General features: G+C 71.1%; 23 protein-coding genes. 8 read left to right on the forward strand and 15 right to left on the reverse strand.

Annotated features, from left to right (window positions below):
• Positions 1-103: 103 nt before the first annotated feature.
• The 11 genes from CU044_RS32660 to CU044_RS32710 form a co-directional block, all read right to left on the reverse strand.
• Positions 104-1,162 (reverse strand): polyprenyl synthetase family protein, encoded by a 1,059-nt coding sequence (locus CU044_RS32660; protein ID WP_165372041.1) that lies wholly within the window; start codon positions 1,160-1,162, stop codon positions 104-106.
• A 53-nt stretch (positions 1,163-1,215) separates the two neighbouring features.
• Positions 1,216-2,601, reverse strand: a complete 1,386-nt coding sequence (hpnE, locus tag CU044_RS32665) for a hydroxysqualene dehydroxylase HpnE (RefSeq protein WP_129772353.1) — start codon at positions 2,599-2,601, stop codon at positions 1,216-1,218.
• Between the two features lie 166 nt (positions 2,602-2,767).
• Positions 2,768-3,706, reverse strand: a complete 939-nt coding sequence (gene hpnD, locus CU044_RS32670) for a presqualene diphosphate synthase HpnD (RefSeq protein ID WP_129772354.1) — start codon at positions 3,704-3,706, stop codon at positions 2,768-2,770.
• Positions 3,707-3,714: 8 nt separating this feature from the next.
• A complete protein-coding gene (gene hpnC, locus CU044_RS32675; RefSeq protein ID WP_129772355.1) occupies positions 3,715-4,635 on the reverse strand; it encodes a squalene synthase HpnC in 921 nt (306 codons plus the stop codon).
• Between the two features lie 381 nt (positions 4,636-5,016).
• Positions 5,017-5,802, reverse strand: a complete 786-nt coding sequence (locus CU044_RS32680; RefSeq protein WP_030355206.1) for an ABC transporter ATP-binding protein — start codon at positions 5,800-5,802, stop codon at positions 5,017-5,019.
• The gene (locus CU044_RS32685; protein WP_129772356.1) at positions 5,795-6,724 is read right to left on the reverse strand and encodes an ABC transporter permease; all 930 of its coding nucleotides are present in this window, start codon (positions 6,722-6,724) and stop codon (positions 5,795-5,797) included. The genes CU044_RS32680 and CU044_RS32685 overlap by 8 nt, the downstream gene beginning before the upstream one ends.
• Before the next feature lie 118 nt (positions 6,725-6,842).
• The gene (locus tag CU044_RS32690) at positions 6,843-7,715 is read right to left on the reverse strand and encodes a glycosyltransferase (RefSeq protein ID WP_129772496.1); all 873 of its coding nucleotides are present in this window, start codon (positions 7,713-7,715) and stop codon (positions 6,843-6,845) included.
• Positions 7,716-7,720: 5 nt separating this feature from the next.
• Positions 7,721-8,500 carry a CDP-alcohol phosphatidyltransferase family protein gene (locus CU044_RS32695; RefSeq protein ID WP_129772357.1) on the reverse strand — a complete coding sequence of 260 codons (780 nt, stop codon included), beginning with the start codon at positions 8,498-8,500 and terminating at the stop codon, positions 7,721-7,723.
• Positions 8,478-9,539: an iron-containing alcohol dehydrogenase family protein gene (locus CU044_RS32700; RefSeq protein ID WP_129772358.1), complete on the reverse strand. Its 1,062-nt coding sequence runs from the start codon at positions 9,537-9,539 to the stop codon at positions 8,478-8,480. The genes CU044_RS32695 and CU044_RS32700 overlap by 23 nt, the downstream gene beginning before the upstream one ends.
• Positions 9,527-10,276: a phosphocholine cytidylyltransferase family protein gene (locus tag CU044_RS32705; protein ID WP_129772359.1), complete on the reverse strand. Its 750-nt coding sequence runs from the start codon at positions 10,274-10,276 to the stop codon at positions 9,527-9,529. The genes CU044_RS32700 and CU044_RS32705 overlap by 13 nt, the downstream gene beginning before the upstream one ends.
• The gene (locus CU044_RS32710) at positions 10,273-12,168 is read right to left on the reverse strand and encodes a DUF5941 domain-containing protein (protein WP_129772360.1); all 1,896 of its coding nucleotides are present in this window, start codon (positions 12,166-12,168) and stop codon (positions 10,273-10,275) included. The genes CU044_RS32705 and CU044_RS32710 overlap by 4 nt, the downstream gene beginning before the upstream one ends.
• A 363-nt stretch (positions 12,169-12,531) precedes the next feature.
• Here CU044_RS32710 and galE point away from each other — a divergent pair, with 363 nt between their 5' ends.
• From galE to idi, 3 genes are all read left to right on the forward strand, one after another.
• Positions 12,532-13,515: a UDP-glucose 4-epimerase GalE gene (galE, locus tag CU044_RS32715; RefSeq protein WP_129772361.1), complete on the forward strand. Its 984-nt coding sequence runs from the start codon at positions 12,532-12,534 to the stop codon at positions 13,513-13,515.
• 141 nt (positions 13,516-13,656) lie between these two features.
• Positions 13,657-14,595, forward strand: a complete 939-nt coding sequence (locus CU044_RS32720; RefSeq protein ID WP_129772362.1) for a cation diffusion facilitator family transporter — start codon at positions 13,657-13,659, stop codon at positions 14,593-14,595.
• A 116-nt stretch (positions 14,596-14,711) separates the two neighbouring features.
• Positions 14,712-15,305: an isopentenyl-diphosphate Delta-isomerase gene (gene idi, locus CU044_RS32725; RefSeq protein ID WP_129772363.1), complete on the forward strand. Its 594-nt coding sequence runs from the start codon at positions 14,712-14,714 to the stop codon at positions 15,303-15,305.
• On the opposite strand, the gene CU044_RS32730 is transcribed toward idi, so the two are convergent.
• A complete protein-coding gene (locus CU044_RS32730; protein WP_129772364.1) occupies positions 15,280-15,786 on the reverse strand; it encodes an ATP-binding protein in 507 nt (168 codons plus the stop codon). The two genes, idi and CU044_RS32730, sit on opposite strands and share 26 nt — an antisense overlap.
• Positions 15,787-16,005: 219 nt before the next feature.
• Between CU044_RS32730 and CU044_RS32735 the strand changes: the two genes are divergently transcribed.
• Positions 16,006-16,785, forward strand: coding sequence for an enoyl-CoA hydratase/isomerase family protein (locus tag CU044_RS32735; RefSeq protein WP_129772365.1), 780 nt, complete (start codon positions 16,006-16,008; stop codon positions 16,783-16,785).
• Here CU044_RS32735 and CU044_RS32740 read toward each other — a convergent pair.
• On the reverse strand, positions 16,772-17,407 hold the full coding sequence (locus CU044_RS32740; protein ID WP_129772366.1) for a DJ-1/PfpI family protein: 636 nt from the start codon (positions 17,405-17,407) through the stop codon (positions 16,772-16,774). The two genes, CU044_RS32735 and CU044_RS32740, sit on opposite strands and share 14 nt — an antisense overlap.
• Positions 17,408-17,465: 58 nt before the next feature.
• The gene (locus CU044_RS32745) at positions 17,466-18,455 is read right to left on the reverse strand and encodes a GlxA family transcriptional regulator (RefSeq protein WP_129772367.1); all 990 of its coding nucleotides are present in this window, start codon (positions 18,453-18,455) and stop codon (positions 17,466-17,468) included.
• A 142-nt stretch (positions 18,456-18,597) separates the two neighbouring features.
• Between CU044_RS32745 and CU044_RS32750 the strand changes: the two genes are divergently transcribed.
• The 3 genes from CU044_RS32750 (at position 18,598) to CU044_RS32755 (ending at position 22,369) form a co-directional block, all read left to right on the forward strand.
• Positions 18,598-19,461: a hypothetical protein gene (locus CU044_RS32750; protein ID WP_129772368.1), complete on the forward strand. Its 864-nt coding sequence runs from the start codon at positions 18,598-18,600 to the stop codon at positions 19,459-19,461.
• A gap of 202 nt (positions 19,462-19,663) precedes the next feature.
• Positions 19,664-19,777 (forward strand): LPFR motif small protein, encoded by a 114-nt coding sequence (locus CU044_RS40125; protein ID WP_275670243.1) that lies wholly within the window; start codon positions 19,664-19,666, stop codon positions 19,775-19,777.
• Between the two features lie 198 nt (positions 19,778-19,975).
• The gene (locus CU044_RS32755) at positions 19,976-22,369 is read left to right on the forward strand and encodes a Tex family protein (protein ID WP_129772369.1); all 2,394 of its coding nucleotides are present in this window, start codon (positions 19,976-19,978) and stop codon (positions 22,367-22,369) included.
• A 126-nt stretch (positions 22,370-22,495) separates the two neighbouring features.
• Here CU044_RS32755 and CU044_RS32760 read toward each other — a convergent pair whose 3' ends face one another.
• Positions 22,496-24,133, reverse strand: coding sequence for an ABC-F family ATP-binding cassette domain-containing protein (locus CU044_RS32760; protein WP_129772370.1), 1,638 nt, complete (start codon positions 24,131-24,133; stop codon positions 22,496-22,498).
• A 153-nt stretch (positions 24,134-24,286) separates the two neighbouring features.
• On the opposite strand from CU044_RS32760, the gene CU044_RS32765 reads away from it, so the two are divergent.
• Positions 24,287-25,255: an FAD-dependent oxidoreductase gene (locus CU044_RS32765; protein WP_129772371.1), complete on the forward strand. Its 969-nt coding sequence runs from the start codon at positions 24,287-24,289 to the stop codon at positions 25,253-25,255.
• Positions 25,256-25,261 lie beyond the last annotated feature (6 nt).

Consider the following 25,261-nt stretch of genomic DNA (forward strand, 5'->3'; position numbering starts at 1 on the left):
CTGTGCTGGGGTCTCCGTCGTCCGGCGCCCTACGGGCTGTGGACGGCGACTGCTTGGGGGTATGGAGGTCAACCCCCGGAAGGAAGGCATATGGGAATAGCGATCATCTCTTTCGTACGACGACGAAATCCGCGAGCGCGATGAGTCGCGCCCTGACCTGTTCCGGCATATCGACTCCGTCCAGGGCCTCGATGGCTACGGCGTGCTGCCTGCGGGCCTCCTGGGAGGTCCACTCCCGGCCACCCGCCTCCTCGATCAACGCCGCCCTGGTGGCGAACTCTTCCTCCGAAAAGGTCTCGAAATCGTTGCTTTTGGCGTCGGCGGCGAGCAGTTCACCGAGCCGTTCGGACGCCGGTCCGCCCGCGGCGAGCGCGGCGACGACCGGCAGGGACTTCTTGCGCTGACGCAGGTCACTCCAGGTCTGCTTGCCGGTGGCCTCCGGGTCGCCCCAGATGCCGAGCAGATCGTCAACGGCCTGGAAGGCGAGGCCGAGATGGTGCCCGTACGCCTCCAGCGTGTCGGCCGTACGGTCGTCGGCGCCGCCGAGGACCGCGCCGATGGAGACGGCGCAGGCGAGCAGGGCGCCGGTCTTGTTGCCCTCCATCTCCAGGCACTCCTCGACGGTGACCCGCTCACGGTGCTCGTAGGAGATGTCCTGCGCCTGACCGTCGATCAGTTTGCGGGTCGCGGTGGTCAGGCGGCGTGTCGCGCGGCCCGCCTCGACCGTGCCGATCTCCAGCAGCACCTCGTTGGCGAGCGCGAAGAGGGCGTCGCCGACGAGGATCGCCTGGGCGGGACCGTGCATCTTCCATACGGTGTCGCGGTGGCGGCGCTGCTCGTCGCCGTCCATCAGATCGTCGTGCAGCAGCGAGAAGTTGTGGACCAGCTCCACCGCGACCGCGCCGGGGACGCCCATTTCGGCGGGGGCGCCGGCGGCCTCCGCGGAGAGCAGAGCGAGCGCCGGCCGCACCGCCTTGCCGCCGTCTCCGGCGGCGGGCCGTCCCTCGGCGTCGATCCAGCCGAAGTGGTAGGCCGCGACGGTGTCCATGGGCGCGGCGAGCCGCTCAACGGCGGCGCGCAGCACGGGCGTTGACAGGCTCCGCCCACGCTCCAGCAGCGCGTGGACGTCCGCGGTGTCGACAGCCGGATTCGCCGGGGGCACAGTCGGCACGGTCTCTCCTCTTGTTCCAGTACTCGTTGGTGCGGTACTCGGGCTCATGCCGCCTCCCGCAAGGGGTGTTCATGGCGGTGCCCCAGTTCGGAGAGGGCCGCGCCCGCGGCGCTGAAGCCGCTGCGCACCGCCCCCTCCATGGTCGCGGGCCAACCGGTGGCGGTCCATGCGCCGGCCAGGAAGAGACGGGGGGCGCGGGTGTGGGCCGTCGGCCGCAGCCTTCCCACCCCCGGTGCGGGCGCGAAGGTCGCGGTGCGCTCGCGTGTCACGAAGAAGTCCCGGACCTCGGCACCCCGGGTGGCCGGAAGGAGTCGTTCCAGTTCGGGCAGATAGCGTGCGCGCAACTCCGACACGGGTGTGTCGATCTCGTCCTGGGCGGCTGACTGCGACACGGCCAGATACTGGCCGTCCGTCAGTCCGGAGGCATCGGTACGGTCGAAGACCCACTGGACCGGGCTGCCGAGCGCGGCGAAGAACGGCCGGCGCAGCACCTTGCGACTATACACGACATGGAGGTTGAGGATCGGCGCGGTGCCGATATCCAGCAGCCGGTCGGGGTCCGCGAGCGCGCCCCCGGGCAGCAGCGCGTGGGCCTCGCGCTGGGGTACGGCGAGGACGACGGCGTCCGCGTCGAGCCGCTCTCCGTCCATGTCGACATGCCAACCGCCGTTCTCCGCACGGGAGACGGAGCTGACACGGGTACGGGTCTCGGTCCGTACCCCCGCGGAGTCGAGTGCCTTGCGGGCCAGCGTGTCGTGCAGTTCACCGAGCGGGACCCGCGCCCAGCCGATGTCCGCGGCGCCGGGCTCGGAGAGCAGTCCGGTCTTGAAGACCATCGCGGCGAGCCCCATGGACGCGTGCGGCGCGGTGGCGTTGAGGGTCGCCACGCCCACCAGGTCCCAGAGCGCCTCGATGGTGCGCTTCGACTGGCCGTGCCGGCCGAGCCAGGTGGCGAAGTCGATTCCGTCCAGCGCCGGATCGGCGGGATCCAGCCGCTTCAGCGCGAGCGCGGCGCGCCCGACGGAGGCGCGCTCGGCGAGCGAGAGATGGGGATACGTCGCGAGCCCGGCGGCCAGGTGCAGCGGTACGGGCAGCCCGTTGCGGCGGATCCGTCCCAGCCTGGGCCCGCCCGCCGGGGCGACATCGAGTACGGGTACGTCCAGCCGGTCCTGGATCGGCGCGAGCGCGGCGCCGTCCACCCGGTCGAGGAACCAGCGGTAGGCCGTGCAGCAGCGCAGATACACATGCTGACCGTTGTCGACCGTGAGGTCACCGCGCTGGAAGGAGAACGCGAGTCCACCGAGCCGGGGCCGCCCCTCGACGAGGGTCACCCGCACGCCGGCGTCGGCGAGCTGAAGGGCGGCCGTGATGCCGGCGAGTCCCGCGCCGACCACGACCGCGTGGCGGGACGTGCCCTCGGCCGTCGTCATTCATGCCCTCCTGGGGTCTGTCCGTGACATTTCGCCAGAACCGCCGGTTCTGTCACGGTCAGGGACGTGTCACATCGACTCAAGGTTGAGAACCGCTGGTACGCGTACGTGTCGCGGTGGATTCCGTGGAACATGGAGATCAGGCCGAATCGGGCGGAAAGCCGCATCAGCCACGCCTCCTGATGGTCTGCCGGGAGATCTGGCGCGCGTCGAGCCCCGAGAGCCCGCGCACGGCGACATACGCCTTCTCATGTCCCGGCAGCGAGACCCGGCCGCGCAGCACGGCTTCGGGGTCGCGTTCGATGCGGTCGAGCAGCCTGCGGTAGATACCGGCCATGGCGGCGACGCAGGCTCCGCTGCGCCGGTCGAGCATGGGCAGCAGGCGCAGTCCCTCGGCGAAGAGCGCGCGGGCGCGGCGCACCTCGAAGTGCACCAGTCCGGCGAAGTCGGCCCCCGCGGCCGGGGCCGCGCTGTGGAAGCCGGCGGAGCAGCCGAACTTGGCGAGGTCGTCGGAGGGCAGGTACGTACGGCCGTTGCCCGCGTCCTCCCGCACGTCGCGCAGGATGTTGGTCAGCTGGAGGGCGAGTCCCAGCGTGTCGGCGTACTCCGCGGCGCGCTCGGCGCCGGGCGCGCCGGGGGTGGTGCCGAACACGCCGAGCGACACCCGGCCGATGGCGCCCGCGACACACCGGCAGTAGGCCTTCAGGTCGTCCCAGGTCTCGTACGAGTCGCCGCGTACGTCCATCAGCACGCCGTCGATCAGCTCGTCGAGGCCGCCGAGCGGGATCGGGAAGCGGCGCGCCGCGTCGGTGAGCGCGACGGCGACGGGGTCGGTGTCGTCCTCGTCCACCGCGCCCTTCCTGACCCGGTCCAGGAGGGCACGGGTGTCGTCGAGGCGTGCCAGCTTGGCTTCCGGGGCGAGTGTGCCGTCGCCGATGTCGTCCACCCGCCGGGAGAGGGCGTACAGCGCGGACATGGCCTGCCGCTTCTCGGCAGGCAGCAGCCTGATGCCATAGGCGAAATTACGGGCCTGCTGCCCGGTGACGGCCTCGCAGTAGCTGTAGGCCGCCAGTACCGGCGCGGACATGGGCGTCTGTCCCTCCATGTTCCGGCTCACCCCTTTCTGTGCGCACTTCGCAGGACAGCTCCCACTTCGCGCAGCAGACGCGGCTTGGTGGGTTTGGGCGGTCCGGGGAGCACATCGTGCCCGGCGGCCGCGATCGAAGCGAGGGCGGCACGCCCTCCGGCGACGAATCCGGCGAGCAGCAGCCGGAGCCGGCCGTGGACGCTGCCCACCAGGGGGGCGCCCTCGTTCAGCAGCTGCCCGGCACGTTCGGCCTCGAAGGCCACCAGCGCGCGCACCGACGCGTTCGCGGTGCCCGCGGCCAGATCCGCCTCCGTGACATGAAACCTCTTCATGTCCTGGGCGGGCAGATAGACACGGTCGTTGCCGAGGTCCTCGGTGACGTCCTGGAGATGTTCGACGATCTGGAGCGCCGTGCAGACGGCGTCGGAGCGGCGGACACGCTCGGGGCTCGCGGTGCCGGTGATCTGGAGGACGAGACGGCCGACCGGGTTGGCGGACAGCTCGCAGTAGGCGAGCAGGTCGTCGTAGGTCTCGTAGCGGCGTACCAACTGGTCCTGGCGGTTGGCCGCGACGAGTCCGAGGAACGGCTCGGGGGTGAGTGAACGGCGCCGTACGGTCGGGGCGAGGGCGTGCAGCAGCGGATGCGCCGGGGCCGGGCCCTGCGGGTCGAAGACGCGCCGCAGATCGGCCTCGAAGGCGTCGAGCATGACCAGCCGGTCATCGGCCTGGGCGGCGGCGACACCCAGGTGGCGGGCGTCGCCGCCGCCGGGGGCGAGATCGCCGTCACCGATGTCGTCGACGAGCCGGGCGAAGCCGTACACGGCCATCAGATCGTCTCGCCACGCGCGCGGCAGAAAGAACGGGGCCACGGGAAAGTTCTCATCCGCGGCCTTGTCCAGGGTGGTGCGCGAGGAGGCGTCGGAGCGTACCTCCGGGGGGCCCGTCATCGCGTGCTGCCCAGTACGGGGACGGCGGAATCCTCGCGGAGCTGGAGATTTTCCGTCATTGCCGTCACATCTTCCGTTCTACACTGCCGACCTAATACATCCCATTTCGGACACGCCGCCCACTCCACCGAGTACAGAAGGCTGCCAGGCCGGGCCGGGCGCTCCGCGGGAATGACCGCCACTTGCCGCGCATCAGCCCAGCACAGCTTACGTTCTACAGCTAAGAGGAACACGCCGGGGTGTGACGCGCATACAAGAACGCCGCAATACACGCCAACCATCCCCCGGCCCAACGGACTTGACCGAACTTGACGTTTGACCCGCCAGAAGGCCCCCGCCGGGACGATCCGGCGGGGGCCCTTTCGATCATGGAAGACCGGTCTACTTGCCGGTCTCCTTCTCGTACGCCTTGATGACCTCGTCGGTCGGACCGTCCATCAGCAGCTCGCCCTTCTCCAGCCAGAGCACCCGGTCGCAGGTGTCCCTGATCGACTTGTTGCTGTGGCTGACCAGGAAGACCGTGCCCGCCTCCTTGCGCAGCTCGCGGATCCGCTGCTCGGAGCGGATCTGGAACTTGCGGTCGCCGGTGGCCAGCGCCTCGTCGATCATCAGGACGTCGTGGTCCTTGGCGGCGGCGATGGAGAACCGGAGCCTGGCGGCCATGCCGGAGGAGTAGGTCCGCATGGGGAGGGTGATGAAATCGCCCTTCTCGTTGATGCCGGAGAAGTCGACGATGCCCTGGTAGCGCTCCCGGATCTGCTCGCGGGTCATTCCCATGGCGAGACCGCCGAGGATGACATTGCGCTCACCGGTCAGATCGTTCATCAGAGCCGCGTTGACCCCCAGCAGCGACGGCTGGCCGTCGGTGTAGACCTTGCCGCTCTCGGCCGGCAGCAGACCGGCGATCGCACGCAGCAGGGTCGACTTGCCGGAACCGTTGGTGCCGATCAGCCCGATCGCCTCGCCGCGGTACGCGGTGAAGGTGACCCCCCGGACGGCATGGACCTTGCGAACGCCCCGCGACTCCCCCTTGTCGCGGCGGAGTATGCGGCTGAGCGCGGCGGTGGCGCTGCCCTTGCCGCCGCCACCGCCGTTGACGCGGTACACGATGTGCACGTCGTCGGCGATGACCGTGGGGATACGCCCCTGCGTGTTGTCCTCAGCCACGGCCGTAGCGCTCCTCAGCCTTCCAGAAGTAGACGAAGCCGACGACGCCCAGGACCACGGACCACACCAGCGCGACCAGCCAGACGTGCGCGGGCAGGTTCGACGAACCGTAGCCGTCGATCAGCGCGAACCTGACCAGGTCCATGTAGATCGCGGCCGGGTTGTACTGGAGTACGTCGGCGATCCAGGAGGGCTTGTCCTTGAGCATCACCGGGATCGAGAACATCACGCCCGAGGCGTACATCCAGGTGCGCATCACGAACGGCATCAGCTGGGCGAGGTCGGGGGTCTTGCTGCCCAGCCTCGCCATGATCAGCGCGAGCCCGGTGTTGAAGACGAACTGGAGCGCCAGCGCGGGCACGACCAGCAGCCAGCTCAGGGTCGGGTAGCTGCCGAAGGCCACCGCGACGACGACCAGCACGATCATCGAGAAGAGGAGCTGCTGGAGCTGCTGGAGGGAGAAGGAGACCGGCAGCGAGGCCCGGGGGAAGTGCAGGGCCCGGACGAGCCCCAGATTTCCGGAGATGGCACGGACACCGGCCATCACGGAGCTCTGGGTGAAGGTGAAGACGAAGACCCCGGTGACCAGGAAGGGCACGAAGACATCCTGGGGGATGTCCTTCTTGGTCCCCAGGATGAGGCCGAAGATCAAGTAGTAGACAAGGGCGTTCAGCAGGGGGGTCGCCACCTGCCAGAGCTGGCCCAGCTTCGCCTGGCTGTACTGGGCCGTGAGCTTCGCCTGGGAGAAGGCCAGGATGAAATGACGCCGGCCCCACAGCTGCCGGATGTAGTCGCGCAGCCCTGGCCGGGCACCGCTCACCGACAGACCGTACTTGGCGGCGAGATCCGCCGCGGACAGACCGTCGTCGGGCGACGGGGGGGCGCTCACAGCGATCGCACCCTCTTGGGTTGTGTCACTCACAAGTTGAAACTTTCGTGTTCAAGATGCGCAGCCGGTCGGGCGCGGGCGCGGACGGGCCCGGCCCCGGGGGGGCAAGAGGCAGGCGGCCTCTTGTCCGATGCTCTCAGAACCGAGCTTGTCAGATGACAGGCGGTCGGCCCAGCCGGGTCAGCCGCCATACCGTACGCCACTTCATCGGACGGCGCGGCCCGCACGGGGTCGCCCAGCCCTCCCGGAACCCGCCGAACCACGCTTTCAGCGCGCTCAGGGAAGGGCGCCGGACCAGGGTGAGCAGCACCCATACGCCCAGATAGAGCGGGACGACGACGGCCGGCAGATTGCGACGGGCCAGCCAGACCCGGTTGCGGGCCACCATGCGGTGGTAGACGGCGTGCCGGGACGGCGGCATGGCCGGGTGGTTCAGCACCATGTCGGCGCGGTAGTCGATCATCCAGCCGGCGTCGAGCGCCCGCCAGGCGAGATCGGTCTCCTCGTGGGCGTAGAAGAAACCGCCGGGCAGCGCGCCGACCTCCGCGAGAACCTTCGTGCGCACGGCGCTGGCACCGCCGAGGAAGGTCGTCACCCGGGAGGACCGCAGCGGGTCCGAGGCGCGCAGCCGCGGGACGTGGCGGCGCTGGGTGAGACCGGTCTCCGGGTCGGTGATCCGGAAACTGACGATCCCGAGCACGGGATCGGCCGCGAAGGCCCCGCGGATCAGCTCCGCGGTGTCGGTGTGGGGCAGCAGACCGTCGTCGTCCAGGAAGAGCAGGGCGTCCACGTCGGAGCCGGCGGCCCCGAACGCCTCGATCCCCACATTGCGGCCGCCGGGGATACCGAGGTTCTCGGGCAGCTCGACCGTCCGTACGCCGTCGGGGACGGCGCCCACGGGGGCGCCGTTCCCGACCACGACGATCTCGACCGGGTCGCCGTTCTGGCGGAGGACGGAGTCGATCAGCGCACGCAGTTCGCCGGGGCGGTCACCCATCGTGATGATCACCGCGCCGAGCCGCATGTCGCTCACCTCAGCCTGCTGGACGCCAGGATGGAGACCAGGTGCAGCACGGTCTGGACGACGGCGATCCCGGCCAGGACCGCGATCCCGAGGCGGCTGAAGAACAGATCGCCCCTGACCGAGTCCAGGATCGCCAGGAGAAGGATCAGCAGGGACGCCTCGATCCCGAGGATGAGCCGGTGGAACTTCAGCGCCCCGGCGGCCCTGCGGGCCAGCGCCATACCGGACGAGCGCGGCTCGGAGGCCGCCTCCTTGACCGGAGCCAGCCCCTGCTGGTGACGGGCGACGCCGACCAGGTCGGTCTCGGCCTTCACCATGATGGCGCCGAGGGCGGCGAGCGTACCGAGGAAGGCCCACAGCCAGTCGATCCGTCCGGTGCCCCACAGGTCGGCGGCGCGCAGCCCGAAGCCGAGCAGAACGGCGGCGTCGCACAGGTAGGCGGCGACCCGGTCCAGATACACCCCGGTCATCGAGTACTGCTTCTTCCAGCGGGCGATCTCACCGTCGACGCAGTCCAGCAGCAGATAGAGCTGGACCGCCAGCACGCCGAGCACCGCGCCCGTGATGCCCGGCACCAGGAGGGCGGGGGCGGCGAGGGCACCGGCGACGGTCATCACGTACGTCAGCTGGTTGGGCGTGACCCGCGTGTTCACCAGGTACCGGTCGACGCGCAGGGAGATCTCCCGCATGTACAGGCGCCCGGCCCAGTGCTCACCGCTGCGCCGGTCCTTGACACCCGCCGGGTGTACGACCGGGCGGAGTTCAGCTACTGATGGTCTTGGCATAGTCGGCGTACGCGTCCCTGATCTGGTCGGTGGACAGGTCGAGGTGTTCGAGGATGGTGAAGCGGCCCGGACGGGTCTGCGGCGCGTAGGCGACGGCCCGCACGAACTCCTCCACGGTGAAGCCGATCTCCTCGGGCAGCACGGGCAGCCCGTGCCGGTGCAGCACCTCGGTGAACAGATGTGACTCCTCGTGCGCGCCCCGCAGATGCATGGCGAAGGCGGCGCCGATGCCGACCTGTTCGCCGTGGAGCGCGGCGCGCTTGGGGTAGAGCAGGTCGAAGGCGTGGCTGATCTCGTGACAGGCGCCGGACGAGGGACGGGTGTCCCCGCTGATCGACATGGCGATACCGGTGAGTACCAGTGCCTCCGCCAGGACGGTCAGGAACTCGTCGTCGCCGGCCCCGCCGGGGTGGCGCAGCACGGCCTCACCCGCCGTACGGGCCATCGCGGCGGCCAGTCCGTCCACCGGCTCGCCGTTGGTACGGTGCGACAGCTCCCAGTCCGCGATGGCCGAGAGGTTCGAGACGGCGTCGCCGATGCCGGACCGGACGAAGCGGACCGGCGCGTCCCTGATCACGTCGAGGTCGATGACGACGGCGATGGGGGTGGGGACACCGTACGAGCCGCGGCCGTTGTCGTTGTCGAGCGTCGCGACCGGTGAACACAGGCCGTCGTGCGAGAGGTTGGTGGCGACGGCCACCATCGGCAGGCCCACCCGGGCCGCCGCGTACTTCGTCACATCGATGATCTTGCCGCCGCCGACGCCGACCACGGCGTCGTACCGCTTGCCCTTGATGCCGTCCGCGAGCCTGACCGCCGAGTCGATCGTGCCGTCCTCGACGGAGAACCAGTCCGCGCCCGGCAGGTCCGGTGCGAGCCGCTCGCGCAGCAGCTGTCCCGAGCCGCCGCTTATGGCCAGGGCGAGCCGGCCCGCGCTGGAGATCCGCTGGTCGGCCAGGAGGCCGGCGAGATCGTCCAGGGCGCCGGGCCTGATGTCCACGACGACCGGGGACGGAATGAGCCGGGTCAGTACTGGCACGCGATCTCACGGCCCTTCGCCAGGTCGTCGTGGTTGTCGATCTCGACCCAGGGGATGTCGCCGATGGGCGCCACGTCGAGGGTGAAGCCCCGGTTCACCAGCTCCTGGTAGCCGTCCTCGTAGTAGAGGTCGGGGTCGCGCTCGAAGGTGGTCCTGAGGGCGTCGGCGAGGTCCGCGGCGGCCTCGGGCTCGATCAGTGTGACCCCGATGTACTCGCCGGTGGCGGTGGCCGGGTCCATCAGCTTGGTGATCCGGCGCACGCCCTTGGCGCCGTCCGTGATGACCTTCATCTCCTCGTCGGCCAGCCGCTTGACCGTGTCGAGGGCGAGGATGATCCTGCGGTCCCCGCCGCGGGCCGCGAGGAGGGTCTTCTCGACGGAGACCGGGTGCACGGTGTCGCCGTTGGCGAGGATCACGCCCTGGGCCAGCACATCGCGCGCACACCAGAGGGAGTAGGCGTTGTTCCACTCCTCGGCCTTGTCGTTGTCGACGAGCGTGAGCTTCAGCCCGTACGTCCTCTCCAGGGCGGCCTTGCGCTCGTACACGGCCTCCTTGCGGTAGCCGACGACGATCGCGGCCTCGGTGAGGCCGACCTCGGCGAAGTTGCCGAGCGTCAGGTCGAGGACCGTGGTGGTCCCCTCCCCCGCCGGGTCCACCGGCACGAGGGCCTTCGGCAGCGTGTCGGTGTAGGGGCGCAGACGCCTTCCGGCACCGGCGGCGAGTACGAGGCCGATCATGCGGCTTCTCCTTCGTCATGTACGGCGGGGGCTCCGGAGGACATCCAGAACCGGATGGACTCCGTGAGCGCGACCAGCGCCACGGCGGCGGCGAGCACCGTCAGTTCCAGCGGGAAGTCGAACGCGCGCGTGGAGAAGGCGGCGGCCAGGGTGACCAGCAGGGTGCGGCCCTCGTGCCCGCCGAGTGCCCGCACGAGGCGGCGGGGCGGGGCGCCGGCGCCGCCGCGGATGCGGTACACCGTGTCGTAGTGATGGTAGGCGACCGCCGCCACCAGCCCGAAGGCCGCGGGCAGCGCGCCGGGCACATCGACGCGGGCGGCGAACACCAGGACGGTGGTGTACTCGGCCGCCCGGAAGACCGGTGGGATGAGCCAGTCGAGGGCGCCGCCCATCCGGCGCGCGACGGCGAGACCCGAGGTCAGGACGTACACGAGGGCACCGAGGATGAGCACCGGGCCGTCGGAGGGATCCTTCAGCGGCGCGAAGGCCGCCGTGGCCACGACCACGACGCCACCGGCCAGCGCGATCAGGAACGGCAGCACACCGGGCAGCGCGCGGGCCGGGCGCCGCAGCACCCGTGCGACGAGTCCGGCGAGCGGTCCCGAGTCGGCGAGGTCCGCGAGGGCCTGGGCGGCCCGGTCGGTACGGGTGGCCCTGCGGGTCACCGAGCGCAGGACACGGCCGGCCGTGGTGTAGCAGGCGGCGAAGGCGCAGCCGATGAGCAGCGCGTAGAAGACGATCCGCGGCGTGGTGACGGCCGTCAGGACGGCGATCATCGCCCAGCGCTCGCCGATGGGCAGCACGATCATCCGGCGCACCCAGACCGTCCAGCCGACGCTGTCGAGCCTGCTGGACAGGGCGGCGGTGGGGGTGCCCACGACGGCCTTGCCCCCGCTGCTCGCGGCCGTCGCGTCGACGTTCGCCTCGTTGAACGAGAAGTCGACGACATGGCGGCAGGTCTGGAGGACCATCGCGCCGAGGGCGAGCGCCCATACGTCGTCGCCGCCCCGCGCGGCACCGAGCGCCAGACCCGCGTAGTAGGCGTACTCCTTGGCGCGGTCGAACGTGGCGTCCAGCCAGGCGCCCATCGTGGAGTACTGGAGCGAGTAACGGGCGAGCTGCCCGTCGGTGCAGTCCAGGACGAAGGAGAAGATCAGCAGCACGCCGGCGGCGGCATAGCCGCCGCGGGTGCCGGTGGCCGCGCAGGCCGCCGCGATCAGCGCGGTGACCAGCGACGCGGTGGTGACCTGGTTGGGGGTCAGGCCGCGGCGGGCGCACCAGCGGGCGAGATAGCGGGAGTACGGGCTGATGCAGAACGTGGTGAAGAAGCCGTCGCGGGCCTTCACGGCGGAGCGCAACCGTACGGCCTCGTCGTCCACGGCGGCGACGGCGGCCTCGGCCCGCTCCCGGGCGGTGGCGTCGGCCGGTACGGCGGCGACGAGCGAGCCGAGTTCGGGGCGGGTGACGGTGGTGCCCTCGGCGTCGAGCGCGGTGGCGGCCCGGTCCGCGAGCGGTTCACACGGAGCCACGGCGGTGGCGGCCGTCCGCTGGGCTTCCGCCGTGCCGCCGAGCGGCTGGGGTCCGTCCTCGTCCCCGTCCAGGGACGTCAGGGCGCGCAGCAGCGCGGCACGGGCCCCGGGCTGGGCGGTGAGCGCGCCGGGCACGGCGGCGGCCGGGAAGCGGGGGTCGGTCAGGGCCAGCCGCAGGGCGTGGACATGGCCGACGAAACGGGAGTCGACCAGGGCGACGCGCTCGGTCGCGGGGGCGGCGGCCAGCAGGCCCCGGGCCTCTTCCGCGCCCGGCGCGGTACGTACGTCGAAACCCAGCGACCGGAGATCGCCTTCGAGCGACGATCCGGGTACCGGGGGACCGGTGAGGATGGCGGTCGACAGACGAACTCACTCCTTGGCGCTGACAGGGCTGGGTGCGCGGCGAACGCCCCGGGATCCGGGCTGCGGCACGTCGGCAGAGGCTATCGGATGAACGGAAGACCTAGTTCACCGACCGTTTACGCCCCGGACGCCATGATCTGGGCCGGGTACAGCCCGCGTGGAGATCATCATCGTCGATCGACGGCCCGCCCGACAAACCGCGGGTGCCGGGGGCGGGGCCATGACGTGAACACGACCTGAGCGAGGCGGTGCGGACCGGGCGCGGACGGGACTCCGGACTTACGCGGACGGGACTCCGGACTTGCTCGTCCAGGGCCGTCGGGTGCCCGCCGGGGAGGACGGGACAGCCCTTAGGGTGACGGCATGACGTGGCTGATCACAGGTGGAGCGGGTTATATCGGGGCGCACGTGGCGCGGTCCATGGCCGCGGCGGGTGAGCGGGTGGTCGTGCTCGACGATCTGTCGACCGGTGTCGCCGACCGGCTGCCCGCCCAGATCCCGCTCGTGCGGGGCTCCGTGCTGGACCGGGGGCTCCTCGACCGTACGCTCGCGGAGCACGCGGTCACCGGAGTCGTGCATCTGGCGGCGAAGAAGCAGGTCGGGGAGTCCGTCGAGCGGCCGCTGGCGTACTACCGGGAGAATCTGCACGGGCTCACGGTGCTGCTGGAGGCCGTGGTGGCGGCGCGGGTGCGGCGGTTCCTCTTCTCCTCCTCGGCGGCGGTGTACGGCGTGCCGGATGTGGAGTTGATCACGGAGCGGACGCCCGCCGTGCCGATCAATCCGTACGGTGAGACGAAACTCGCGGGTGAGTGGCTGGTACGGGCGACCGGGCGGGCGCACTCCCTCGCCACCGGCTGTCTGCGCTACTTCAATGTGGCGGGCGCCGCGCGGCCCGAGCTCGCGGACACCGGAGTGTTCAACATCATCCCGATGTTCTTCGACCGGATCAGCCGGGGCGAGGCGCCGCGGATCTTCGGCACGGACTATCCGACACCGGACGGCACCTGTATCCGGGACTACATCCATGTCGCGGATCTCGCCGAGGCGCATCTCGCGGCGGCCCGGTGGCTGGCCGGCCAGGAGGGCCCCCGGGATCTCACGGTGAACATCGGCCGCGGCGAGGGAGTCTCGGTCCGGGAACTGGCCGATCTGGTGGCGGAGGTCACCGGCGACCGTACGGAGCCGGTGACCGAGGCGCGCCGTCCCGGCGACGCGGCGCGGGCCGTCGCGGCGGTCGGGCTGATCGCCGAGGAACTGGACTGGACGGCGAGCCGCGGTGTGCGCGAGATGGTCGAGTCGGCCTGGCAGGGCTGGCGGCTGCACCATCCCGCGGCCTCGGTCGGGTGACCGTGCCGCGCTCTGACCTGCGGTCATTTCCGCAGGTCAGAGCATATGACAACGGTGTTCAGTGCCGTGTTGCCGGATACCCCCCACCCGTAGTTCACTGACCTCGTCGGGAGTTTGGCCGGACGACTGGGAGGCGTCTTCATGGGGGCAGGACATAACCACGGGCACACGCACGGAGGACCGCCGGCGGGCACCGCGACCGCCGCGTACCGGGGCCGGCTGCGGATCGCTCTGGCGATCACCGTGTCCGTGATGGTGGTGGAGATCATCGGTGGTATCGCCTCCGACTCCCTGGCCCTGTTCGCGGACGCGGCGCACATGGCGACGGACGCGGTGGGCCTGGGGATGGCCCTGCTGGCCATCCACTTCGCCGCCCGGCCCGCGGACGAGACCCGCACCTTCGGGTTCGCGCGGGCCGAGATCCTCGCCGCGCTGGCCAACTGTCTGCTGCTGCTCGGTGTCGGCGGCTTCCTGCTGTACGAGGCGATTGAGCGCTTCATCGTGCCGCCCGAGACCAAGGGCGGCCTCACGATCATCTTCGCCCTGGTGGGCATGGCCGCCAACATGGTCTCCCTCTCGCTGCTGACGCGGGGGCAGAAGGAGAGCCTCAATGTGCGCGGCGCGTATCTGGAGGTCCTCGCGGACACCCTGGGCTCGCTCGCGGTGCTGGTCTCGGCCGTCGTCATCCTGACCACGGGCTGGCAGACGGCCGACCCGATCGCGGGCCTGCTGATCGGTCTCATGATCGTTCCGCGCACGGTGAAGCTGCTGCGGGAGACGCTGAACGTCCTGCTGGAAGCGGCGCCCAAGAACGTGGACATGAATGAGGTACGCGCACATATGCTCGCCTTGCCAGGTGTGGCGGACGTACACGATCTCCATGTCTGGACGATCACTTCCGGGATGCCGGTGCTCTCCGCGCATGTGGTGGTGGACCAGGACGCGCTGGACGCGGTGGGCCACGAGAAGATGCTCCATGACCTGCAGGGATGCCTGGGACATCACTTCGACGTCGAGCACTGCACCTTCCAGCTGGAGCCCCGCGGCCACGCGGAGCACGAGGCGAAGCTCTGTCACTGACGCGAATCTCTGTCACCGACGCCCCGGGCGAACGGACATGCCCACGCCTCCGGAGTGTGGATACGAGGCTCTTGTGCGGCAGACTTGGGCCCCGAGGCCCGATGAGAAGGATGGTTATGCCGACCACACCAGTCACTGCGGCGAACAGCACGTCGAACGACGCACAAGAAACGATCATGCTGGAGCTGGTCGACGAGCACGGCAACACCATCGGCACCGCCGAGAAGCTCTCCGCCCATCAGCCACCGGGCAGACTGCACCGGGCGTTCTCGGTCTTCCTCTTCGACGAGCAGGGCCGACTGCTGATCCAGCGCCGCGCGCTCGGCAAGTACCACTCCCCCGGAGTCTGGTCGAACACCTGCTGCGGGCATCCGTACCCGGGCGAGGCGCCGTTCGCCGCCGCCGCCCGCCGTACCCATGAGGAGCTGGGCATCTCGCCCTCGCTGCTGGCCGAGGCGGGGACCGTGTGCTACAACCACCCCGACCCGGCTTCGGGGCTGGTGGAGCACGAGTACAACCATCTTTTCGTCGGGCTCGCGCAGTCCGCGCCGCGGCCGGACCCCGAGGAGGTCGGCGAGACGGTGTTCGTCACCCCGGCCGAGCTGACCGAGCGGCATGGCGAGACCGTGTTCTCCGCGTGGTTCATGACCGTCCTGGACGCGGCGCGTCCGGCCATCAGAGAGCTCACCGGGCCTGCCGCGGGCTGGTGACACCTCCCCGCGGCGGCTCCCCGGACGCGGCCGGCGACGGGAAGGGCAGCACCGCCCAGACGATCTTCCCGCCGCCGGCGGTGTGCTCCACCCCGCAGTTCCCGCCGGCCTCCCGCGAGGTCTCCTGTACGAGCAGCAGCCCGCGCCCGCCTGTGCGGGCGTGATCCGTCTCCAGGGCCGTGGGCCGGTACGGATGGTTGTCCTCGACCGACACCCGGATCCACGCCCCGCCGATGGCGACCTCGACGGCGATCTCCGGCGAGAGCAGGGCCGCGTGCTGTACGGCGTTGGTGACCAGCTCGGAGACGATGAGCAGCACCCCCTGGACGACCCCGTCCCTGATCGGTACGCGCTGACGTCTCAGCAGGTCACGTACGGCGTGTCTGGCCTGCGGTACGGAGATGTCGACGGCGGGTGCGGTGAACCGCCAGACCCCCTCGTACGACAGCGGCCGGGCCGGAACACTTCCGCGGCTCTCCATCGTGCGGCACCCACCCTTGCCTCGAACGGCGTCGTCCATCGGTACCGAGTCTTGGGACCGGGACCGTCCGTACCGGAGTACTGAACAGAAGTCAGCCGGAATTGGCGTGTCGCGACCGCATGGGAGCGACACAACGATGGAAACGATCGCCTCTGCTCATCTGCTGGCGATTCCGGAGCGGTTGCCGGTGCCGGGGAGAGCGGGGATAGCATCCGGCGCATGGAGCCCCAACTGCTGCACACCGTCGCCGACGGCATCGCGACCGTGGTGATCCACCATCCCGCCAAGCGCAACGCGATGACCGCGCGGATGTGGCGCGAGCTGCCACCGCTGCTCGGGATGCTGGCGGACGACCCCGCCGTACAGGTGCTGGTACTGACCGGTGAGGGCACGAGCTTCTGCGCGGGCGCCGACATCTCCTCGCTGCGTGAGCCCGGCCGGGATCCGAGCGCGCCGGCGGTGGCCGCGGAAGAAGCGCTGGCCGCCTTCCCCAAGCCGACGCTCGCGGCCGTACGCGGCTCCTGCGTGGGCGGCGGCTGTCAGCTGGCCGTGGCCTGTGATCTGCGGTTCGCCGAGGAGGGCGCGCGGTTCGGGATCACTCCGGCGCGGCTCGGGATCGTCTACTCGGAGTCGTCCACCCGTCGGCTGATCTCGCTGGTGGGCCCTGCCACGGCCAAATACCTGCTGTTTTCCGCCGAGTTGATCGAGGCGGACCGGGCGCTGCGTACCGGACTCGTTGACGAGGTGCTGCCGGAGGGCGAGTTGGGCAAGCGGGTGGCGCAGTTCGCACGAGTGCTGGTCTCGCGTTCGCGGCTGACCCAGACGGCGGCCAAGGAGTTCGCCTCGGGCCGCACGGACCGCGCGGCGTACTGGACGGCGCAGGCACACGGCAGCGGCGACACCGCGGAGGGGGTCGCCGCTTTCCTGGAACGCCGCGAGCCGCGCTTCAGCTGGGCTTACGAACCCGCCGGAGCGGGCGAACCCGTCACTGAAGGATGAAACGGCTCCCGTCCCGCATCTCCGCGACCAGATCGGCGGGCGCCTTGTCGGCCGAGCCCGCGTCGTAGGGCGGCTGCGGGTCGTACTCCGTCAGCAGCTGGACGGACTGGGCGAACCGGTCGCCCGCGAGCCGTCCCGCGAGGGTGAGGCCCATGTCGATCCCCGCGGAGACTCCGGCGGCCGTCATGTACTTGCCGTCGGTGACGACACGTTCGCCGGTGGGCTCGGCGCCGTACGCAGGCAGCGCCTCCATGGCCAGCCAGTGGGACGTGGCCCGGCGTCCCCGCAGCAGCCCGGCGGCGGCGAGCAGCAGGGAGCCGGTGCAGACGGAGGTGGTCCAGGTGGTGGCGGTGTCGGCCGCGCGCAGCCAGCCGAGGAGCGTCTCGTTCTCCATCTGCCTCTCCTGGCCGGGCCCACCGGGCACCACCAGGATGTCCGGCGCGGGGACCTCGGCGAGCGTCTTCCCGGCGACGAGCGAGAGGATGCCGGAGTCGTCGGCCACGGGCCCGGCCTTCTCGGCGACGAAGAACGTCTCGAAGCCGGGGGTGTGGCTGAGCATCTGATAGGGACCGACGGCGTCGAGTGCGGTGAAGCCTTCGAAGAGGACGATCGCGATCTTCATAACGGGCCTTTCGTTGGGGTCGCTGAGAAGCTGCTTCTCCGGGTGACCGGGGAGCTGGTCAATGGGTGGCGGCGGCCGCGGGCGCGAGGGCCGGGCCGGGACGGAAGCGGCGGCGGTACTCGGCCGGCGCCGTGCCGAGGACTCTGGTGAAGGCGCGGCGCATGGCCTCGGGCGTGCCGTAGCCGCATACGCGGGAGATCTCCTCGATGCCGTCGGCGCTGTCCTCCAGCAGCCTTCTGGCGTGTTCGACGCGTACACGCTCCACATAGCGGCCCGGGGTCATTCCGGTCTCCGCACGGAAGGCGCGCGCGAAGTGACGCGGCGAGAGGCTGGCCCGCGCCGCCAGTGTCTCGACCGAGAGATCGCCGCCGGGATGGTCGCTGATCCAGCTCTGCACGTCGCGCAGCGGCTCACGCTGGGCGGTCTGAGCGGCGAGCTGGACGCTGAACTGCGCCTGATTGCCGGGGCGGCGCAGGAAGACCACGAGATGGCGGGCCACCGTGAGCGCCGCCTCGCGGCCGAGGTCCTCCTCGACGAGGGCGAGCGCGAGATCGATCCCCGAGGTGACACCGGCGGACGTGGCGATCTTCCCGTCCCGTACGAAGATCGGGTCCGGGTCGACCTCGACGGCGGGGTAGTCCGTGGCGAGCAGACGGGCCGCGCTCCAGTGGGTGGTGGCGCGACGGCCGTCGAGCACTCCCGCCGCGGCGAGCAGCAGGGCCCCGGTGCAGATCGAGACCAGTCGGCCGGCGCGGGGCGCGCGCTCGCGCAGCCATGCGATCAGCAGCGGGTCGGGACCGCGGGTGCCGTTTCCGCCGGGCACGACGAGCGTGTGCGGGTCGGAGGCCTCGGTGAGCGCGAGGTCGGGGACGAGTGTCAGTCCGCTGGAGGTCCGTACGGGCGCGCCGTCCAGCGAGGCCGTACGGATCCGGTACGCGCCGCGGTCGCCGGTGGCGAGCCCGGCTCCGTTGAACACCTCCACGGGGCCGGTCACGTCAAGGCTCTGCACCTCGTCGAAGAGGACGACGAGTACGGATCGCTCGGTCATGTCTCTCATCCTTGGCCCGGTGCGTGGTGGCCGCAATGACGAATGCCCCTCTCTTCCTGCCATCAGGGCCCGCTCCCCGTCCGGCCACCACCTGTCCGGCCCCCATCTGTCGGACGTACCGACCAGTCGGTAACGTACGGGCATGACCTCTCTGCCCGAGCGTGCCGCGCGGCGCTGTCACGCCGTCGTCAATCCGTTCCACTCGGTCCTCTACTTCTCCCCCGAACTCGGCCGCGAGTTCGCGCGCGCCGGTCTGGACGACGCGCGTGCCGTCTACTTCGCGGCCCGTGCCGCTCCCCTGGGGCGGGTCGGCGCCGGGGCCGTCACCGCGGCCTTCTACAACTTCCGGCACGACCTCGTCGCCCGGCACATCCCGCACGCCTGGGACTCCGTCTCTCCCGAGGACGCGCTCGACGCGCGGCTGCGGGCGGTCGACTCGCTGCTGCGCCGGCTGCTGGGAGAGGAGGCCCTGGCCTCGAAGGAGCTGGCCGAGGCGGCGGAGCTGGCGCTGCGGGCCGCCGAGGCGTGCACGCGCCCCGCGCGCCCGCTGTACGCCGCGAACGCCGATCTGCCGGTGCCCGACGCGCCGCATCTGGCGTACTGGCACGCGGCCACGCTGCTGCGGGAGTACCGCGGTGACGGTCATCTGGCCGCTCTGCTGAGCGCCGGGCTCGACCCTCTGGAGGCACTCGCCAGCCATACCGCCAGCGGCCGGGGCATGTCGCCCAGGTGGGTCCTGGCCAGCCGGGGCTGGAGTCAGGAGGAGTGGGACGGGGCCGGGGAACGGCTTCGCGGGCGGGGGCTGCTGGACACGGACGGTGAGCTGACCGCGTCGGGTACGGAGCTGCGCAAGGCCCTGGAGGACGAGACCGACCGGCTGGACCGGGCACCGTACGAACATCTGGGGGCGGCGGGCGTGGCCCGCCTCACCGAGCTGGGCGGGGCTCTCGCGGGGGCGGCGCAGGCGGCCGGCGCGTTTCCCGCGGACCTCATCGGAAAGCGCTGAGGGCCGCGCCGCGGCGGGAACCGGCGGCCGGTGTTTACCCGCGCCCCGAACGGACACTCGCTTAGACAGGTGGTAGGCCGCGGTTCACCCCGTTCGAGGGTGCTCATGGCGCGTGCCCCGTACGCAGGCAGAGGCCCGTACGCCGTATGCGCGAAGCGCCCGACGCGGCCGACGACTCGACAGCCACCTGAAGGAGGCCCCCGTGTTCCGTGCCATCGCCGATGTCCTCCGGGCCATCGGCTCCACGATCGCTTCCGTGGTGACGCTTCCCTTCCGCGCGCTCGCCCGTCTCTTCGGCGGCGCCGCGCACGGATGAGGGTCTCCCGCCACGGGCCCGATCGGTTCCACGGCCCGGTCCCTCTTTATTTCGGGACCGGGCCGCGGGCTGCCGTACGGCCGACGAGAGCTGCCGTACGGCCCCCCGTACCGGCTCGTCACCGCCGGTCGTGCCCGCTGATGTCGGTGCCACCTGCCACAATGCAGACGGCGGACCACTGAACAGCGGAGCGTGATCGTGACGACGTCCATCGAAGGCAGGATCGCCGGGGAACTCGGCGTACGGGAGCGGCAGGTGAAGGCGGCCGTCGAGCTGCTCGACGGCGGGTCGACCGTGCCGTTCATCGCGCGCTATCGCAAAGAAGCGACCGAGATGCTCGACGACGCGCAGCTGCGCACGCTCGAGGAGCGGCTGCGTTATCTGCGCGAACTGGAAGAGCGGCGGGGGGCGATCCTGGAGTCCGTACGCGAGCAGGGCAAGCTCGACGACGCTCTGGAGGCGCGGATCCGGGCCGCCGACACCAAGGCGCGGCTGGAGGACATCTACCTGCCGTTCAAGCCCAAGCGGCGTACGAAGGCGCAGATCGCCCGGGAGGCCGGTCTGGAGCCGCTCGCCGAGGGGCTGTTGAGCGATCCCTCGGTGGAGCCGCTCGCCGCGGCCACCGCGTTCGTGGACGCGGACAAGGGGGTCGCCGACCCGGCGGCGGCGCTGGACGGCGCCCGCTCCATCCTCACGGAGCGGTTCTCCGAGGACGCCGATCTCATCGGTGAGCTGCGCGAGCGGATGTGGACCCGGGGCCGGCTCGTGGCGAAGGTACGGGACGGCAAGGAGGAGGCCGGCGCCAAGTTCGCCGACTACTTCGACTTCGCCGAGGGCTTCTCCCAGCTGCCCTCGCACCGCGTGCTCGCGATGCTCCGGGGCGAGAAGGAGGACGTCCTCGATCTCGTCCTGGAGCCCGAGGAGCCGTCGGAGCAGCCGGGCCCGAGCATGTACGAGAACATGGTCGCGCGCCGCTTCGGCGTCGCCGACCGCGGCCGTCCCGCCGACAAGTGGCTCGCCGACACGGTGCGCTGGGCGTGGCGTACCCGCATCCTGGTGCATCTCGGGATCGACCTCAGGCTCCGGCTGCGGACCGCCGCCGAGGACGAGGCGGTACGGGTGTTCGCCGCCAACCTCCGCGATCTGCTGCTGGCGGCCCCGGCCGGCACCCGCGCCACGCTCGGGCTCGACCCCGGGTTCCGTACGGGCGTGAAGGTGGCCGTGGTCGACGCGACCGGCAAGGTCGTCGCCATCGACACGATCTACCCCCATGTGCCCGCGAACAAGTGGGACGAGTCGCTCGCGAAGCTGGCCCGGCTGGCGAAGGAGCACTCCGTCGATCTGGTCGCCATCGGCAATGGCACGGCGTCCCGGGAGACCGACAAGCTCGCCGCTGAGCTCATCGCCAAGCACCCCGAGCTGAAGCTGACGAAGGTGATGGTCTCGGAGGCGGGCGCCTCGGTGTACTCCGCCTCCGCGTTCGCCTCGCAGGAGCTGCCCGATCTGGATGTGTCGATCCGTGGCGCGGTCTCCATCGCGCGCCGGCTCCAGGACCCGCTGGCCGAGCTGGTGAAGATCGACCCCAAGTCGATCGGTGTCGGCCAGTACCAGCACGACCTGTCCGAGGTGAAGCTGTCCCGCTCGCTGGACGCGGTCGTCGAGGACTGTGTGAACGGCGTCGGCGTCGACGTCAACACCGCTTCCGCACCGCTGCTCTCGCGCGTGTCGGGCATCGGGACGGGACTCGCCGAGAACATCGTGGCCCACCGCGACGCCAACGGGCCGTTCCGTTCGCGGCGCGCGCTCAAGGATGTGGCGCGGCTCGGTCCGAAGGCGTACGAGCAGTGCGCGGGCTTCCTCCGTATCCGCGGTGGCGACGACCCGCTGGACGCGTCGAGCGTGCACCCCGAGGCGTATCCGGTGGTGCGGTCGATGGTGAAGAAGACGGGCAGTGAGGTCGCCTCGCTGATCGGGAACGCGTCGGTGCTGCGCACGCTGCGGCCCGATGATTTCGTGAACGAGTCCTTCGGTCTGCCGACCGTCACCGACATCCTGCGCGAGCTGGAGAAGCCGGGGCGGGACCCGAGGCCGGCGTTCAAGACGGCCACGTTCAAGGACGGCGTCGAGAAGCTCGGCGATCTGGCGTCCGGGATGGTGCTGGAGGGGGTTGTGACGAACGTCGCCGCGTTCGGCGCGTTCGTCGACATCGGGGTGCACCAGGACGGTCTGGTCCATGTCTCCGCCATGTCCAGGAACTTCGTGAAGGACCCGCGGGAGGTGGTGAAGCCGGGCGATGTGGTCAAGGTGAAGGTGATGGACGTCGACATCCCCCGTAAGCGGATCTCCCTGACGCTGCGGCTGGACGACGAGGCGCAGCCGGCCAAGCAGGACCGGGACCGGGAGCGTTCCGCGGGCGGCGGCGGGCGGCCTCCGCAGCAGCGGCAGGGCGGGCGCGGTAACCGCGGTGGCGGTGGTGGCGGTGGTGGTGGTGGACGTCAGGCGTCGGCCCCGCCGCCGGCGAACAGCGCGATGGCGGACGCCCTGCGACGGGCGGGTCTGACGGATCCGAACGGCCGCGGCAAGCGACGCTGAGGCGCTCTGGGCGCGGCGGCGCGCGGGATCTCCGAGGGACAGGGCGGGGGATCTCCTGGAGAAGGAGCGGGGGCTCCGGGACGGACGGGAGCCCCTGCCTCCGCCCTCAGGTCCCCCGCACCGCCCTCAGATCTCGGTGACCTTGCCGTCCGCCACATCGAGACGGCGGGTCGTATGGACCGCGTTCAGCATCCTGCGGTCATGGGTGACCAGCAGCAGCGTCCCGTCATAGGAGTCGAGCGCCGACTCCAGCTGTTCGATGGCCGGCAGGTCGAGGTGGTTGGTCGGCTCGTCCAGGACCAGGAGATTGACGCCCCGGCCCTGGAGGAGCGCGAGCGCGGAGCGGGTGCGCTCACCCGGCGAGAGCGTGGTCGCGGGGCGCAGGAGATGGCCGGACTTGAGGCCGAACTTCGCGAGCAGCGTACGGATGTCGGCCGGTTCGGTGTCGGGGACCGCCGCGCGGAAGGCGTCCAGCAGGGTCTCGGGGCCGTGGAAGAGGGCGCGTGCCTGGTCCACCTCGCCGACGACGACGCCCGAGCCGAGGGTGGCGTGGCCCGCGTCCAGCGGAAGGCGGCCCAGCAGGGCGGCCAGCAGCGTGGACTTGCCGCTGCCGTTGGCTCCGGTGATGGCGACCCGGTCGGCCCGGTCGATCTGGAGTGTGACCGGCCCGAAGTGGAAGTCGCCGCGCGCCACTTCGGCCTCGCGGAGCGTCGCCACCACGGCCCCCGACCGGTCCGCGGCGGCGATCTCCATCCGCAGTTCCCACTCCTTGCGGGGCTCCTCGACCACATCGAGGCGTTCGATCAGCCGCTGCGTCTGGCGCGCCTTGGCCGCCTGCTGCTCGCTGGATTCGGTACGGAACTTCCGGCCGATCTTGTCGTTGTCGGTCGCCTTGCGCCGGGCGTTCCTGACGCCCTTCTCCATCCAGGAGCGCTGGGTGTGGGCCCGCGCCTCCAGGGCGGATTTCTTGTCCGCGTACTCCTCGAACTCCTCACGGGCATGGCGCCGTGCGGTCTCGCGCTCCTCCAGATACGCCTCGTAGCCACCGCCGAAGAGTGTGATCTTCTGCTGGGCGAGGTCGAGTTCGAGCACCTTGGTCACCGTCCGTACCAGGAACTCGCGGTCATGGCTGACGACGACCGTGCCGGCGCGCAGACCCGAGACGAAGCCCTCAAGACGGTCGAGGCCGTCGAGATCGAGGTCGTTGGTCGGCTCGTCGAGCAGGAAGACGTCGTACCGCGAGAGCAGCAGCGACGCCAGGCCCGCGCGGGCGGCCTGGCCGCCGGAGAGGGTGGTCATGGGCTGGTCGAGGCCGACGGTCAGGCCCAGTGAGGCGGCGACCTCCTCGGCCCGTTCGTCGAGGTCGGCGCCGCCGAGGGCGAGCCAGCGCTCCAGGCCGACCGCGTAGGCGTCATCGGCGCCGGGCGCGCCGTCGACCAGCGCCTGTGTCGCCTCGTCCAGGGCGGTCTGCGCCGCGGTGACGCCGGTACGGCGGCCCAGGAAGGCCCGTACGGTCTCTCCCGGGCGCCGCTCGGGTTCCTGGGGGAGGTGGCCGACGGCGGCGGTGGGCGGGGACAGCCTCAGCTGTCCTTCCTCGGGCGTGTCCATTCCGGCGAGCAGCCGGAGGAGGGTGGACTTCCCGGCGCCGTTGGCACCCACGAGTCCGATCACATCGCCGGGCGCGACGACCAGATCGAGCCCGGAGAAGAGCGAGCGGTCGCCGTGTCCCGCGGCGAGGTCTTTGGCTACGAGCGTGGCAGTCATCAGACCGGTGATTCTAGGCCCTGTCTTCAACGTAGCGCCGTCTGCCCGGAGGGCGGGCTCGGCGCCTGTCCGCAAAGCGCCGTCGCGCGTGCGTCGCGGATCGGGCGGGACTCGCGGACACCCTGACGGGGCGGATTCCGGTACGGTCCGGGCATGAGCGGCAGTGACACTGATGTGATCGTGGTGGGCGGCGGAGTCATAGGCCTGACGACGGCGGTGGTCCTCGCGGAGAGCGGCCACCGTGTCGGACTGTGGACCCGCGATCCGGTGGCGCGGACCACCTCGGCGGTGGCGGGAGCGCTGGTCTGGCCCTATCGCATCGAGCCCGCGCGCCAGGTCGGCGCCTGGCTGGAGGAGTCGCTGCGCCACTACGTACAGCTGGCACGGACCCCGGACAGGACCGGGGTGCGTATCGTCGCGGGGCTGATGGCGGACACCCCGCTTGCGGGACTGGGCAGTTGGGCCTCCAAGATGCCCGAGCTGCGCGAGGCCCGTGCGGACGAACTGCCCGGCGGTTTCGGCCAGGGGCTGCGGGCCGCGGTCCCGCTGATCGACATGCCGGTGTATCTGCGCTATCTGAAGGAGCGGCTGCGCAGGGCGGGAGGCACCGTCGAGCGGCGGTCGGTCACCGGCCTCGCCGAGCCGGCGGCCGAGTCGTCCGTCGTGATCGACTGCACCGGACTCGGCGCCCGGGAACTGGCGGGGGACGCGTCGTTGTATCCGGTGCGCGGTCAGGTGGTGATCGTGGAGAACCCGGGGATCGACGAGTGGTTCGTGGCGGCCGGCCCCGGCTCGTCCGCGATGACGTATCTGATGCCCCAGCCGTACGGGGTCCTGCTCGGCGGCACGGCGAGCGATCATTCCTGGGATCTGAGCCCCGACCCGGCCGAGGCCGAGGCGATCGTGGCGCGCTGCGCCCGGATCCGGCCCGAACTGGCCGGGGCGCGGGTGCTGGAGCACCGGGTGGGGCTGCGGCCCGCCCGTCCCCGGGTGCGGCTGGAGGCCGTGCGACTGCCCGGGGGCGGGCGGGTGGTGCACAACTACGGGCACGGCGGCGCGGGTGTCACCGTGGCCTGGGGCTGCGCGGCGGCCGCCGCCGGACTGGCGGTGGCCGCCGCGTAGAGCGGG

This window comes from Streptomyces sp. L-9-10, from assembly GCF_004151105.1.
In the GTDB taxonomy this organism is placed as follows: Bacteria; Actinomycetota; Actinomycetes; order Streptomycetales; family Streptomycetaceae; genus Streptomyces.